At 42.0% G+C, this 14,088-nt stretch carries 13 protein-coding genes; 6 read left to right on the top strand and 7 right to left on the bottom strand.

Features of this window, described 5'->3' with window-relative positions; genetic code table 11:
- The first annotated feature begins 883 nt into the window (after window positions 1-883).
- The 6 genes from PHU20_RS13330 (at window position 884) to PHU20_RS13305 (ending at window position 7,529) form a co-directional block, all read left to right on the top strand.
- Window positions 884-1,504 (top strand): response regulator transcription factor, encoded by a 621-nt coding sequence (locus tag PHU20_RS13330; RefSeq protein WP_274825883.1) that lies wholly within the window; start codon window positions 884-886, stop codon window positions 1,502-1,504.
- A gap of 502 nt (window positions 1,505-2,006) precedes the next feature.
- On the top strand, window positions 2,007-2,843 hold the full coding sequence (gene kduI, locus PHU20_RS13325; protein ID WP_274825882.1) for a 5-dehydro-4-deoxy-D-glucuronate isomerase: 837 nt from the start codon (window positions 2,007-2,009) through the stop codon (window positions 2,841-2,843).
- A 148-nt stretch (window positions 2,844-2,991) separates the two neighbouring features.
- Complete coding sequence (gene uxaC / locus PHU20_RS13320) at window positions 2,992-4,398, top strand: glucuronate isomerase (RefSeq protein ID WP_274825881.1); 1,407 nt, start codon at window positions 2,992-2,994, stop codon at window positions 4,396-4,398.
- A gap of 26 nt (window positions 4,399-4,424) precedes the next feature.
- Window positions 4,425-5,465 carry a sugar kinase gene (locus PHU20_RS13315; RefSeq protein WP_274825880.1) on the top strand — a complete coding sequence of 347 codons (1,041 nt, stop codon included), beginning with the start codon at window positions 4,425-4,427 and terminating at the stop codon, window positions 5,463-5,465.
- A gap of 17 nt (window positions 5,466-5,482) precedes the next feature.
- The gene (locus PHU20_RS13310; protein ID WP_274825879.1) at window positions 5,483-6,151 is read left to right on the top strand and encodes a bifunctional 4-hydroxy-2-oxoglutarate aldolase/2-dehydro-3-deoxy-phosphogluconate aldolase; all 669 of its coding nucleotides are present in this window, start codon (window positions 5,483-5,485) and stop codon (window positions 6,149-6,151) included.
- 76 nt (window positions 6,152-6,227) lie between these two features.
- Window positions 6,228-7,529 carry an MFS transporter gene (locus tag PHU20_RS13305; protein ID WP_274825878.1) on the top strand — a complete coding sequence of 434 codons (1,302 nt, stop codon included), beginning with the start codon at window positions 6,228-6,230 and terminating at the stop codon, window positions 7,527-7,529.
- A 179-nt stretch (window positions 7,530-7,708) separates the two neighbouring features.
- Here PHU20_RS13305 and PHU20_RS13300 read toward each other — a convergent pair whose 3' ends face one another.
- The 7 genes from PHU20_RS13300 to PHU20_RS13270 form a co-directional block, all read right to left on the bottom strand.
- Window positions 7,709-8,737, bottom strand: coding sequence for a LacI family DNA-binding transcriptional regulator (locus tag PHU20_RS13300; protein WP_274825877.1), 1,029 nt, complete (start codon window positions 8,735-8,737; stop codon window positions 7,709-7,711).
- A 316-nt stretch (window positions 8,738-9,053) separates the two neighbouring features.
- A complete protein-coding gene (locus PHU20_RS13295) occupies window positions 9,054-9,629 on the bottom strand; it encodes an electron transport complex protein RnfA (protein ID WP_274825876.1) in 576 nt (191 codons plus the stop codon).
- A gap of 1 nt (window position 9,630) precedes the next feature.
- Window positions 9,631-10,236 carry an RnfABCDGE type electron transport complex subunit E gene (locus PHU20_RS13290; RefSeq protein WP_274825875.1) on the bottom strand — a complete coding sequence of 202 codons (606 nt, stop codon included), beginning with the start codon at window positions 10,234-10,236 and terminating at the stop codon, window positions 9,631-9,633.
- Between the two features lie 4 nt (window positions 10,237-10,240).
- Window positions 10,241-10,837 carry an RnfABCDGE type electron transport complex subunit G gene (locus tag PHU20_RS13285; RefSeq protein ID WP_274825874.1) on the bottom strand — a complete coding sequence of 199 codons (597 nt, stop codon included), beginning with the start codon at window positions 10,835-10,837 and terminating at the stop codon, window positions 10,241-10,243.
- Window positions 10,838-10,839: 2 nt separating this feature from the next.
- Window positions 10,840-11,850 carry an RnfABCDGE type electron transport complex subunit D gene (locus PHU20_RS13280; RefSeq protein WP_274825873.1) on the bottom strand — a complete coding sequence of 337 codons (1,011 nt, stop codon included), beginning with the start codon at window positions 11,848-11,850 and terminating at the stop codon, window positions 10,840-10,842.
- Between the two features lie 7 nt (window positions 11,851-11,857).
- On the bottom strand, window positions 11,858-13,186 hold the full coding sequence (gene rsxC, locus PHU20_RS13275) for an electron transport complex subunit RsxC (RefSeq protein ID WP_274825872.1): 1,329 nt from the start codon (window positions 13,184-13,186) through the stop codon (window positions 11,858-11,860).
- Window positions 13,179-14,087 carry a Fe-S cluster domain-containing protein gene (locus tag PHU20_RS13270; RefSeq protein WP_274825871.1) on the bottom strand — a complete coding sequence of 303 codons (909 nt, stop codon included), beginning with the start codon at window positions 14,085-14,087 and terminating at the stop codon, window positions 13,179-13,181. The genes rsxC and PHU20_RS13270 overlap by 8 nt, the downstream gene beginning before the upstream one ends.
- Between the last annotated feature and the right edge of the window lies 1 nt (window position 14,088).

The following is a 14,088-nucleotide window of genomic DNA, read 5'->3' as shown; positions in this document are numbered from 1 at the left end:
AATAAAAAATACAACAACAATGTGATGATTTTCTGATTGGGTTGAAAAAAGGAGGGGTATCCGGGGGGATAGCATTCATTCCCTCCTTTTCAATTTTCCCCATATCGTTTATTGCGTAAAGATTTTCTGATTGGGTTGAAAAAAGGAGGGGTATCCGGGGGGATAACATTCATTCCCTCCTTTTCAATTTTTCCCATATTGTTTGTTAAGCAAAGATTTTCTGATTGGGTTGAAATAAGGAGGGGTATCCGGGGGGATAGTTTACTCCCCTCCTTTTCAATTGGAATAATATATTTTGAGGTATTCTGATTTTTTGGCCATTATCATTGAAGATTATTGATTACACCTTTTTGCGCCGTGCATTTGAACGAAAACCCCCACAAAAATTATTGGGGTTTTACAATTTTGGCTATTATTGTATAACAATATCAACCGAATATTAACCTCCAAATCCCCCCAAGAAATGGAAGCTTACCCAAACCTACAGTACTTACAAAAAGGAGGGCACATCCTGTTGTGCCAATCAGTAAAAATCCCGCAATGGCCATCGATGAGCGGTTTTCGTTCTCAAGAAAACCGGTTCGAATCTTATCGAAACCCTAACCATCCGTTCAGGCAGGTTATAGGGCGCAGCTAAATTATTCGCAAAGACAAGGATGGATTCGATGGGTTGAAAGGATTTCCCTTTATTTCCTGTTCCCAGACTATTCCAACATATTCCTTTTTAGGACATTTCACTGGTTATTTCCAATAGCCAGGAAGGACCCTACTGTCTTGTTTTGTGCCCATACGTAGCATCACCAATGGTTATGGGGGTGCCCGAATTCAAGGAAATCAGAATTTAGAAAACAATAATATATGTAACAAAATTACCCCCCGAATTATGAAAACAACAACGTTAAAAATTATCATTGTCGACAATGATAGGGAACTTCATCGTGGATATCGTTTTTATTTTGAGACCTATAGGGATTATGCCCTTGTAGGCCTTTACGATTCCGTAAAAGAGGTCATGTCGGACTATGCGGAAATCATGCCCGATATTGTATTGTGTGAGACCCAATTATGGCAAGAAGATGGTATGGAAACCATCAGGGAGTTTCGAAAAAAGGATTCCCAGGTAAAGATTATCATGATCAGTGAATGTTCTGATTTTGAACTTGTGAAAAAAGCCTTTAAAAATGGCGCCAATGGGTATCTTACCAAACCATTGACCAAATATCGCCTTCATACGGCCTTGAACTCGATCAAATATGAGGGCGCCGCCATGAGCAACGACATTGTTCAAAACATCATATCGAACTTAAACGGAATATCATATCAACGTTTTTCAAATAGGGAGAATCAAATTATCGACTATTTGTGTAAAGGGGCAACCTATAAAATGATAGCTGAAAAATTGTTCGTCACTACGAGTACCATTAATTTTCATATCCAAAATATTTATTTGAAACTGAATGTGAATTCCAAATCGGAGGCTTTGGTCAAATTACGACAATTGTAAGGTATTCGGTTGCCATGTAGATGAATGACGAACCCTTTGTAATAATTGCGCTTTCATAACCTTATGGGTTTTGAAAGCGTTTTTTTTTTAAAGGTTGGTTTTATGATTTCCCTATTGCCGTACCTAGCCCCGCCAGCTAAAGATGTATTGTGCGGCCTTGTTCCGCGGGGAGGGGAGCCCCTAAGATAAGTCTGCTAAAAAAGTTCTCCTGCTTATATTTTTATTGGCAAATCATGTGGGGTTTGCAAATGGGATCACGACGCGTGCCTGTAGCGTATATGCGCGATAGTGGAAGTGGATAGGACACTGTGGAAACGGGATATCCCGAGTTTTCAACTATTGGATATGGAATCGGCGATTCTTGAAATCTTTGGGATTAAATAAGAATCAAATAATATAGGGAGTATAAAATTTAGATTTCAATAAAGAATTGCCGCTAATTTCTTGGGTATTATTAAAAATCCAGTATATTTGTGTAATCGATTGCGCAAATGTTTATAGGATGACAAAACACGAATTTAGATATGCTGCGAATCCCATTGATGCCAGAAAATATGGGACGGAGGAATTACGTAAAGAGTTTTTGATCGATACCCTTTTTGTCGAAAACCAGATACGATTGACCTACTCAATGTACGATCGTTACATTGTTGGCGGTGTTATGCCGGTGGGTGAAGATTTAAAGTTGGAGACCATACCATACCTAAAGTCCAAGAATTTTTTGGACAGACGGGAATTGGGAATAGTGAATGTAGGGGATAAAGGAAAGGTAACGGTCGACGGTAAGGTATACGAGCTCAATAAAAAAGAAGCTTTGTATGTCGGGCAGGGATCGAAGGAGGTCGTTTTTTCAAGTGAAGGGGAAGATCGGCCGCTGTTTTATATTAACTCAGCCCCGGCACATAAAAGTTTTCCGACCAAAAAAGTCGGTGCTGGCGAAGCAGAGGTGGTACAGTTGGGCGATGAAAAATATGCCAACAAAAGAGTGTTGAACAAACTTATCGTGAATAGCATTGTGGAAACTTGCCAATTGCAAATGGGGCTTACCGAACTTTTGCCGGGCAATGTATGGAATACGATGCCGGCCCATACGCACAATAGACGTATGGAGGCCTATTTCTATTTTGATTTGGAAGAGGGGCAGACCATAAGTCATTTTATGGGTGAGCCTCAGCATACCAGGCATATTTTCATGGAGAACAATCAGGCGGTCCTTTCACCGGAATGGTCTATACATTCGGGGTCGGGAACCTGTTGCTATTCATTTGTATGGGGCATGGCCGGAGAGAATTTGGACTATGGGGACATGGATGTTTGTGCACCTAACGAGTTAAAATAAAAACATAAAATGGATAGTTTGTCGGGCTAAAAAGTGTGTGCGAAAATCATGGTCCCAAAATGGGCCAAATACAGTATTAGGGCCAATGTCATGGCCGCAATATTCAGCAGCTTTAGAACCATTGGCAGACAAGGAATAAAAAATAGATATGGCTTCAACCAAAACATTTATCAATGACGATTTTCTGTTGGAAAATAAATATGCTCAGGAACTCTATCATACCTATGCCAAGGACCAGCCGATAATAGATTATCACAATCACCTCCCACCAAACGAAATTTCCGAAGATAGGATCTTTGGCAATATGACCAAGGTGTGGATCAATGGGGACCATTATAAATGGCGGGCCATGCGAACACTGGGCATAAAGGAAAAATTCATTACGGGAGAAGGGTCCGATAAGGATAAATTCATCCATTGGGCCAAAACGGTGCCCTATACCATGCGTAATCCTTTATATCATTGGACGCATTTGGAATTGGCGCGATATTTCGATATCCATGAGCTTTTGAACGACAATTCAGCCGAGAGGATCTATTCGGAAACAGCGGAAAAATTAGGTTCTTCGGCATATAGTTGTCGAAACTTGTTGCGTAAAGCCAATGTTGAGGTCGTTTGTACCACGGAAGATCCCATCGATACTTTGGTACATCATCAGGAAATAGCGAAAAAGAACCTGGATTTTAAGGTGAGTACGGCCTTTAGGCCCGATAAGGCTATTTTTATTTCCCATGAAGGATATAACGATTATATGGATGCTTTAGGAATTGCCGTTGGGCAGGAGATCGATACCTATGGTGATTTGTGTGATGCCTTGGCCAAACGAATAGCCTATTTTGATGAAAATGGGTGTAAGCTTTGTGACCACGGATTGGATAAAATGTACTTTGAGTCCTTTACGGAAGCTGAAGTGCAAGCCATTTTCAAGAAAAAAAGAAGTGGTAAGGAACTTTCCGGGATGGAAACTTCAAAATTCCAAAGTGCGGTTTTATTGTTCCTTTCAGAGACCTATCATGATTACGGGTGGGTACAGCAATTCCATTTAGGCGCTTTAAGGAACAACAATGCCCGTATGCATAGTCTTCTTGGCCCTGACACCGGATGGGATTCTATTGGGGACTTTCCACAAGCGCAAAAATTATCGGCATTTTTGAATGCATTGGACAGTAAGGATAAATTGGTAAAGACCATTATCTATAATCTAAATCCCGCCGATAATGAAGTAATGGCGAGTATGATCGGTAATTTCAACGATGGAAGCATAAAAGGGAAAGTGCAATTTGGATCCGGCTGGTGGTTTTTAGATCAAAAAGACGGGATGACCAAACAGATGAACACCCTTTCAAATATGGGTTTGATAAGCTGTTTCATAGGTATGCTCACCGATTCCAGAAGCTTCCTCTCTTTTCCGAGACATGAATATTTTAGACGTATTTTATGCAATCTTTTTGGGAGCGAAATCCAAAATGGGCAATTACCGAATGATATGGAATGGGTGGGGAAACTTATCCAGGATATCTCATATCACAATGCAAAGGAATATTTCAATTTTTAAAAAAAACTATAATCCAACTTAACAGTATGAAAAAAGTAGTAACATTCGGTGAGATCATGCTTCGATTGTCCCCCCCTGGTTTTTTGAGGTTTTCGCAAGCCAATGGTTTTGATGTCGTATATGGGGGAGGTGAGTCTAACGTTGCCGTTTCTTTGGCGAATTACGGGGTGCCTGTTGATTTTGTCACACGGCTACCAAAAAATGACATCGGGGAGTGTGCGCTTATGGAGATGAGGAAACGGGGCGTGAATACGCAGAATATCGTTTTTGGAGGTGACCGTTTGGGGATTTACTTTCTAGAGACCGGTGCGGTGAGTCGCGGTAGTAAAGTAGTATACGACCGCGCACACTCGGCTATTTGTGAGATAAAACCGGGAATGATCGATTGGAAGAAAGTTTTCGATGGTGCTGGATGGTTTCATTGGACAGGTATTACCCCGGCCATATCCCAAGGTGCAGCGGATGTTTGTCTTGAAGCTGTTAAAACGGCCAGTGAAATGGGAATCACGGTTTCAACCGATTTGAATTATAGGGCTAAATTATGGAATTACGGTGGTGACCGAGAGGCCATCATGACCGAGCTTACTTCCTATTGCGATGTCATTTTGGGTAACGAGGAAGATGCCGAAAAGCATTTTGGAATACATCCCGAAGGATTGGATGTGCATAAGGACGGACATGATGTAAAGGCAGAGGCTTTTCTTTCTGTTTGCGAACAAATGATGAAAAAATTCCCCAAGGCAAAAAAAGTGATCACAACCTTAAGAGGGTCAATATCGGCATCCCATAACACATGGGCAGGTGTTCTCTACGATGGTAAGAAAATGTATGAGACCCGTCAATATCAAATAACCGATATCGTAGACCGCGTCGGTGGTGGGGATTCCTTTATGGGAGGTTTGATTTATGGGCTTTTACAATATCCCGATGACGACCAAAATGCATTGGACTTTGCAGTGGCCGCATCCTGTTTAAAGCATACCATAAAAGGTGATGCGAATTTGGTGACCGTGGATGAAGTTGAAAAATTAATGGGAGGTGATGCCTCAGGTAGGGTAGCACGTTAAAATAGAAAATAAACATTATGGCACAATACTCAAGATTACATGTTGCAAAAGTGATGGAAGAAACGGGGATGATTCCCTTGTTTTACCATTCCGATATCGAATTGGGAAAAAAAGTACTTAAAGCCTGTTACGATGGGGGAGCCCGTTTAATGGAATTTACGGCAAGGGGCGATTTCGCTTTTGAGGTATTTTCGGAATTGAACAAATATGCCATTAAGGAATTGCCCGGGATGATCATGGGGGTAGGTTCCATTACAGATGCAGGGGCAGCAAGTATGTTCATGCAGATGGGGGCCAATTTTATAGTAACCCCTTCATTACGGGAAGATATTGCCATGGTTTGCAATAGGAGAAAGGTACTTTGGTCCCCGGGATGTGGGTCATTGACAGAAATAAACCGAGCTGAAGAACTTGGTTGTGAGATCATTAAACTTTTTCCAGGTTCTACCTATGGTCCAGGCTTCGTAAAAGCGATCAAAGGGCCACAACCATGGACGAGCATTATGCCTACTGGCGGCGTCAGTACAGAGGAAAGTAACCTTAAGGGTTGGTTCGGTGCCGGAGTAACCTGTGTAGGGATGGGTTCACAATTGATTTCAAAAGAAATATTGGAGACCCAAAATTATGGATTACTGACAGCCAATGTTAAAGCTGCCTTGAGCCTTATTAAGGATTTAAGAAAATAGAAATCAAGTTTTATTTTTCTTAAAAGATTATTTGGAAGGGAAATTCAACAATAATATTAAACCAAACTAGAAAGAAATGAAAGACAAACCTCAAAAAATAGGGACTTATCGGTATAGGATTTTAGCGCTGTTGATGTTCGCTACCACCATTAACTACTTTGATAGAAGTATCATCGGAGTAATGGCACCAACACTGGAAAAAATGTTTCATTGGACAAACAGTGATTATGCGAACATAATGATCTCATTTAAGGTAGCATACGCTATTGGATTGCTTTCGATGGGAGGTTTGATCGATCGCCTGGGTACCAAAAAAGGATATACCCTTTCTATCGGAATATGGAGTTTCTTTGGAATGCTGCATGCTTTGGTGCAACCGGGATTTAGCGTTATCGGGTTCGCAGCAGCGCGTTTTGGTCTAGGATTTGGTGAGGCTGGAAATTTTCCCGCCGCTATTAAGACAACCGCGGAGTGGTTTCCGAAAAAAGACAGGGCATTTGCCACGGGGCTCTTTAATGCTGCGACCAGTATCGGTGCCATTGCCGCCCCATTTGTCATCGGTTGGATCGTTCATGAAAATGGAAAAAACTGGCAAATCCCGTTTTTGCTTACAGGTGTGTTAAGTGCCATTTGGGTGGGACTATGGTTGAAAATGTATAAGAAACCTGAAGTGCATCCTAAAGTTTCCAAAGAGGAATTGACCTATATACAGAGTGATTCCGTTATTGAAAATGATGAGAAGTTACCTTGGAAAAGTGTTCTGGGTAAACGTCAGACTTGGGCTTTTGGTTTGGCTAAGTTAACCGATGCCGTATGGTGGTTTTACCTTTTCTGGGGGGCTAAATTTTTGGCAGCGACTTTTGATGTGAATATCAAGAACATTGCCTTACCCTTCTTTGTAATCTATATCCTAGCTGATGGCGGAAGTATTTTTGGTGGATATCTATCAGGTGCCTTTATGAGAAAAGGATGGTCTATTAATAAAGCCAGAAAAATAACACTACTTATTTGTGCCTTGATCATTCTTCCAGTGAGTTTTGTCGCGATTACCGAAAATAAATGGATAGCCGTATTTTTAATCGGCCTGGGTGCGGCAGGTCACCAAGCCTGGTCGGCCAATATCTTTACCTTGGCTTCTGATGTGTTTCCTAAAAAAGCAACAGCTTCGGTTGTCGGTATTGGAGGAATGATCGGGGCTGTTGCCGGTATAGTGGCGGATAAGGCATTGGGATCCGTATTGGATCAAGCAGGTAATACGGGGTATTTCTGGGCGTTTTTAATTGCCGGTTCCAGTTATTTGATTATCCTTGGTTTTGTTCATTTATTAATGCCAAAGATGACACCTTTGGATGAGAATTTAAATCTTATTACAAAGTAGATTTACAGTTTATCCCATGCCTAGGGAAAGTAAAGGATATGGAATAGGATCGGTATCGGGCTTAAGGAAAATCAACCAATTGAAATTACCCCATATAGAACGGGTAATCTTAATTGGTTGATTTTTTTGAATATGTTTTTTGTACAAAGGGAATCAATCAAGGGATAGCAGGGTTTTACCTATTCGGCATGATTTGTCCTCGAAGATGATTTACGAATTTTTAAACTGGGACTGAGCACCATGCGCCTTTCGATCGTTACTTTCTCGGATTTCATTTGCTCCAAAAAAACCTTGGCAGCCGTTTTTCCCATTAAGATCGGAGCTTGGTCTACGGTGCTTATCGTGAGTTCCATAAACTGGGTAAAGGGTTCGTTACTGAATCCGACGACACAGAAATCTTGCGGAATTCGAATACCGATACCCCTGAGATATTGTATGGCCCCTAACGCCCCAAGGTCACTTGCTGAAAATATGGCATCTGGTGGATTTTTGAGGGCCATTAATTTTTTGGCGGCCTCTTTCCCCGATTCAATTTTACTTTCCAAAGCAATTACATAATCTTCATTAAAGTCGATTCCATTGTTGATCAAGGCTTGCTTATAGCCGTCAAATCGTTTCTTATAAATGTCTACGGAGCGATCGACCGTAAAATGCGCTATTCTGGTACAGCCCTGTTCGATCAAATGTTGTGTAGCTTCATAGGCACCGCGAAAATCATCCAATGTCACCGAACTTGAACCTTTGATTTCCAATTTACGGTCAAAGAATATCAAAGGGATGTTCTTCTTTAGGATCTGTTCTAAGTGTTTGGTGTTTTTGGTGTATCTGGCAATCGAAATGATGATACCGTCCACTTGGGCATCCAATAGGTTCTGTATAATATCCGCTTCTTTTTTTTCTTCGTCATGGGTCTGACAGATGATGACATTGTAGCCCATGGGATTCAATTCCTCTTCAATGCCCCGAATAACATTTGAGAATAAGTTTCTGTTGATCAGGGGGAGCACAACCCCCACATTCTTGCTTTTGCCACTCTTTAGGGCCAAGGCCAGCCTATTTTGCTTATAGTTTAATTTTTCGGCGGTCTCCAACACCAGTTTTTTAGTGTCCTCACTTATTCTAGGGTTGTTGTTAAGGGCTCTGGATACCGTAGCCGCAGTAATGTTCAATGCCTTTGCGATATCATAAATCGTGGTCTTTTTGCTCATTATTTTTTGCTTACAAGAAAGACTTATCCCCTTGCTGTTTTACTCATTTACTATTTGTGTTATCGATTACACAAAAAGCTTTTAAAGAATAAAGATAACGTAATTATTTGTGATAATATACGAAGCCAAGCTTCAATTATAAAGAGAGGCAACCGGTAAAAACGAAAATGATCATCGCTTTTTTTCAGGTGGAAGGGAGTCAAGAATCGATGGATTTCTAGGAAATCGGCTTTGGGAGTGTTGACTTACATATCCACATAAAAATGAAAATCGACCCCGGCAAACGAATGGTCTATGAATGGCTTAAAGACGGGGTTTATACCAAACCGGTAAACCCTAAGAATGCCAAAGATAACAGTCCGGCCACCAAAAGATTGATCGGGACCCCTTTCATGCCTTCAGGAATATTGGCAAGCTCTAAGTATTCACGAATGCTGGCAAAAACGATCAAAGCCAAACCAAAACCTAGCGAATTGGAAAATGCAAAGAATACCGCCTTTAAAAGACTACTGTTCTCAAGTCCCAACGCTAAAATGGCAACACCTAGCACCGCACAGTTGGTCGTGATCAACGGAAGAAAAACCCCTAAGGCCTGGTATAATGGCGGACTTACTTTTTTAAGTATGATTTCTACCATTTGTACCAAGGCGGCAATGACCAGGATAAAGGTTATGGTACGTAGATAATCCAAACCTGCAGGAAGTAGGATATAGTTGTGCAATAGATAGGTTGCGGTCGTGGCAATGGTCATGACGAACATTACGGCCCCCGACATACCGATCGAGGTTGATATTTTATTCGATACGCCTAGGAAGGGACATATTCCCAAGAACTGCGATAGTACGATATTATTGACGAATACAGCGGCTATGAGTATTACGATATAGTCCATTTTAAGCTGTTTTAACGGTTAGTTTATTAAATAGGATAGCGAGGTAGGCCAAGGCAATGAAAGCTCCTGGAGGTAAGATGAAAAGTATGAAAGTGTTCGCATCTTCCGACACGAATTTAAAATCGAAAATACTTCCATTTCCCAAAATTTCACGGGTGGCACCTAAAACGGTCAAGGCAATTACAAAACCCAGTCCCATACCTAGGGCATCCAATATCGAGGATTTTAAGTCGTTTTTAGAGGCGAAGGCCTCGGCTCTTCCCAAGATAAGACAGTTCACGACGATCAACGGGATAAAGATGCCCAACTGCTCGTAGAGAAAAGGGATAAATGCTTCCAAGACCATTTCTACAATGGTCACAAACGATGCTATGATAATGATAAAGGCGGGGATTCTGACTTTACTCGGTATTTGTGATTTCACAAGGGAAACCACGGTGTTCGACATCAATAATACGAATAGGGTGGCAACCCCCATCCCCAATCCGTTGAATGCCGAGGAGGTAACCCCCAATGTGGGGCACATTCCCAAAAGCATGACAAAGACGGGGTTTTCTTTGACGATGCCTTTTAAGAAATTTTGCTTTTGATCAATGGTATTGGCCATAATTTTATTTCTTCGATTTGGTTATGGAATCTTTGATTAGGATATATTCGTCATAAGCACTTTGTGCAGCTTCGGTAAAGGCCCTAGAACTGATCGTAGCGCCGGTCAAAGCATCGACTTGTCCACCATCTTTGGAGACTTTTAAATTGAAGTTCGATGGATTTTTATCACGGAATTGGCCAATGAATTTTTCATCTTTCATCTTGGTGCCCAGTCCGGGGGTTTCTTTTTGTTCAAGTACAACGACGTTTTGTATGCTTCCGTCAGGTGTAAAACCTACCATGATCTTTACCAAACCGCTAAAACCTTTTTCCGAGGCACCAATGACCGCTGCCCCAACGAATTCCCCATTGCTGAAAGCAGGATATATTTCCAGGCTATCCTTGGCTACGGGGGTTTTTATTTTAACTACTTCCGAAACAAGGTCATTGTCAAATTCGGGTAGTACGGCCTTAAGGGCATTGACCTTTTTGGCCAGTTTTGCCGCTGCTTTAGGTCCTGTGGTCAGGTCGTTCACAAACCCCAAGGAGAATCCGGCCACAAGGGTAATTACGATAAGTGCCAGGGCCATGTTCAAAAATGTTGATTCCTTTTTACTCATAATTACATTATTTTGGCTTTGATCTTAGAACCGAATCTACGAGGTTTGAAATAACTGTTGATTAAGGGTACAAAAGCATTCATGATTAAAATGGCAAAAGAGATTCCTTCGGGATAGGCCCCATAAAAACGGATGATAACGGTGATTAAACCGATACCTATGGCGAATATCACCATCCCTTTTTTGGTCATGGGACTCGTGACCATATCCGTGGCCATATAAAAGGCCCCTAAAATGGCACCACCGGATAACAAATGAATTATGGGGTTGGCGTAATGTTCAGGGTCTATAGTCCAGAAAACACCTGTCATTACCGCCATGGTCAATAAAATTGTTATGGGAATATGCCAGGAGATGACTTTGCGAATCATAAGATACAGGCCTCCCAGTAGCAAGGCAATCGCCGACATCTCACCTAAAGACCCTCCGGTAATACCCAAAAGCATGTTCATGTTCGAAGGGATTTGGGAGCTTAACTCGCCCATTGTCTGTCCAAATTGAAGCCCTTCCTTTATAATGCCCAAAGTGGTGGCCCCGGAAACGGCATCTGCGATAGAGGTATTGTTTACCACCGCCAAGGGCCAAAGGGTCATCTGTACCGGAAAACATACCAAAAGAAAAACCCTACCGACTAAAGCAGGGTTGAAAACGTTGAAGCCCAATCCTCCGAAAGAGAGTTTTGCGATGCCGATGGCCGCTAAACTACCTACGATGATCATCCAAATTGGGAGTCCCGCAGGTACGTTGAACGCTAGCAAGATACCGGTCAATAAGGCCGATCCATCCGTTATGGTCACCTCGGACTTCATGAGGTATTTCTGTATCAGAAATTCAAATAATAAGCAAGAGACAATGGCTATCGATGTTGTAATCAGCGCATTAAATCCGAATACATATAACGATACCAAAAAAGCGGGTACCAATGCGATGACCACATCGTACATTATTTTTTTTGAAGTTCTATCGGAATGAAGGTGTGGGGAAGCTGAAATAACAATTTGGGGGCTATCCATTATGTAGTTAATTTTTTGAAGATGCTAATTGTTTCGTGATATTTTTTCCAAACCTGATATAGTCAAGCAAAGGACGGTTTGAAGGACATACATAACTACATGAACCACATTCGATACATGTCATGATATCTTCTTGCGCTGCCTTTTCATACATGCCTTTTTCCGATAAGTTCATTAGAAGGTGGGGTTCCAATCCCATGGGGCATACATTGACACATTCACCACAGCGGATGCAATTTTTTACTTCGCCCCTACAAGCTTCGTCCTCATCTACAATCAGGATGCCCGAAGTACCTTTGGTAACGGGTACATCGGTATTTTTTATGGCTTTTCCCATCATGGGGCCACCGTTTATTATTTTACGTGTTCCTTCCGGCATGCCTCCCACTTCCTCGATGAGGTCTTTGATTGGGGTTCCGATCTTAACCCAAAAGTTCGAAGGATTTTTCAATTTTTTACCGGTCACGGTAACCACTCGTTCAATCAATGGTTTGTTATGCTGTATGGCTTCATAAATCGCAAAGACCGTCCCAACGTTGTTCACTACGACCCCAACATCCATAGGTAAGCCATTCTTGGGGACCTCTCTATCCAAAATGGCACTGATCAATTGTTTTTCGCCTCCTTGGGGGTATTTGACCTGTAAGGCCGCAACCTGTATTTGTTTCTCGTTGGCGGTCAATCGTTTAAAGAGTTCTACGGCATCGTGTTTATTGTCCTCAATTCCGATGATGGCCTTGTTTACATGTAGGGCTTTCATTAGGATTTTTATGCCCACGACGATTTCTTCCCCTTTTTCGAGCATTAATCTATGATCTGCCGTTAGATAGGGTTCGCATTCGACCCCATTGATAATAAGACAATCCATCTTTTTATCTTCCTTGACGTTGAGCTTTACATGGGAGGGAAAGGTCGCCCCGCCCAAACCTACGATTCCGAAGTCTGAAATGCGTTTTACGATTTCTGCGGGTTCAAGGTCAATTTCCTTTTTTAAGGGATAATCGATTTCCTGAAAATTGGTTTCGTTCTTGGCGTCGGTACGTATTACGATACATTGTTTCTTATATCCGCTGGAATCGATGATCATATCCAATTTTGTAACGGTACCCGCAACGGGGGAATGGATATTGGAAGAAACGAATCCGCCCGATTTGGCGATAACCTGTCCGATTTCCACCTTGTCTTTTCTATCGACAATGATTTCAGCGGGGATGCCGATGTGCTGTGCTATGGGAACGTAAACCACTTTGGGCGCTGGCAGTCGCTTAATGTCCTTTGCTGATGTAAGTTTGTTTTCTGGGGGGTGGATACCACCTTTTGAGAATGTTTTAAGCATCTTTTGTAAGGTTTACCGATTTAACTTCACCCGAAGGTTCAGCGACTACCTTTTTTTCTTTTACTACCTTTTTTTCCTTTCTAGGAGGGAAGTTGGTTTCAATAATGGAATGGGTAGGACATACGGGTACGCATTTCCTACATAAGGTACAATATTCGGGGTCTATATAGGCTAGGTTGTTTACCATGGTAATGGCATCTTTTGGACAAACATCCTCACATTTTGAACACCCGATACAGGCAACGGAGCATGCTTTTTTGGCAATACCACCCTTTTCCTCATTCAAACAACCCACAAAGACCTTTAAGTCCCTCTTGTTTTTTGGCCGCATTTCGATGATATCACGCGGACATGCCTCGACACACATTCCGCATGAAGTACATTTGTCCGTTATGACCACCGGCAATCCGGTTGTTTCATCCATGAACATGGCATCGAACTTACAGGCGGTAACACAATCCCCGTCACCCAGACATCCATATTGGCAATCCGTTTCGCCACTATAGATCATGGCCGATATGGCACAGGATTTCGGGCCTTGGTATTCTGTTGTCTTTGGGCGCACCTCACAGGATCCTTGACAACGTACCACGGCGACCGTTGGGTCTTTTTCAGAGACTTCTTTCCCTAAGGTTTCGGCTACCAATTTCATGACTTCATTTCCTCCTACAGGACAAAATAAATCTGAGATATCTTCGGTGCCCACTAGTTTTTCTGCAAATGATTTGCATCCGGGAGAACCGCATCCGGCACAATTCGCCCCAGGTAGTATGTCATCTACCACAGCAATCAATGGATCCTCATAAACGTAGAATTTTTTGGAGACAATGTATAGCACCAAGGCTGTAACCGCTCCTAAGGAAACCAGTAAAAGGACACTATTTAGTATGGATTCATTCATC

The organism is Maribacter polysaccharolyticus, assembly GCF_028882255.1.
Classification (GTDB): Bacteria; Bacteroidota; Bacteroidia; order Flavobacteriales; family Flavobacteriaceae; genus Maribacter_A; species Maribacter_A polysaccharolyticus.
The sequence above is the reverse complement of the archived record's forward strand: the minus strand, read 5'-3'. Positions and strand labels throughout refer to the sequence as shown.

Coding starts and splice junctions, on each gene's coding strand:
- rsxC (WP_274825872.1), bottom strand. CDS start 13,186: ATGCTTAAAACATTCTCAAAAGGTGGTATCCACCCCCCAGAAAACAAA.
- PHU20_RS13305 (WP_274825878.1), top strand. CDS start 6,228: ATGAAAGACAAACCTCAAAAAATAGGGACTTATCGGTATAGGATTTTA.
- PHU20_RS13315 (WP_274825880.1), top strand. CDS start 4,425: ATGAAAAAAGTAGTAACATTCGGTGAGATCATGCTTCGATTGTCCCCC.
- PHU20_RS13330 (WP_274825883.1), top strand. CDS start 884: ATGAAAACAACAACGTTAAAAATTATCATTGTCGACAATGATAGGGAA.
- PHU20_RS13285 (WP_274825874.1), bottom strand. CDS start 10,837: ATGAGTAAAAAGGAATCAACATTTTTGAACATGGCCCTGGCACTTATC.
- PHU20_RS13295 (WP_274825876.1), bottom strand. CDS start 9,629: ATGGACTATATCGTAATACTCATAGCCGCTGTATTCGTCAATAATATC.
- PHU20_RS13280 (WP_274825873.1), bottom strand. CDS start 11,850: ATGGATAGCCCCCAAATTGTTATTTCAGCTTCCCCACACCTTCATTCC.
- kduI (WP_274825882.1), top strand. CDS start 2,007: ATGACAAAACACGAATTTAGATATGCTGCGAATCCCATTGATGCCAGA.
- PHU20_RS13290 (WP_274825875.1), bottom strand. CDS start 10,236: ATGGCCAATACCATTGATCAAAAGCAAAATTTCTTAAAAGGCATCGTC.
- PHU20_RS13310 (WP_274825879.1), top strand. CDS start 5,483: ATGGCACAATACTCAAGATTACATGTTGCAAAAGTGATGGAAGAAACG.
- uxaC (WP_274825881.1), top strand. CDS start 2,992: ATGGCTTCAACCAAAACATTTATCAATGACGATTTTCTGTTGGAAAAT.
- PHU20_RS13270 (WP_274825871.1), bottom strand. CDS start 14,087: ATGAATGAATCCATACTAAATAGTGTCCTTTTACTGGTTTCCTTAGGA.
- PHU20_RS13300 (WP_274825877.1), bottom strand. CDS start 8,737: ATGAGCAAAAAGACCACGATTTATGATATCGCAAAGGCATTGAACATT.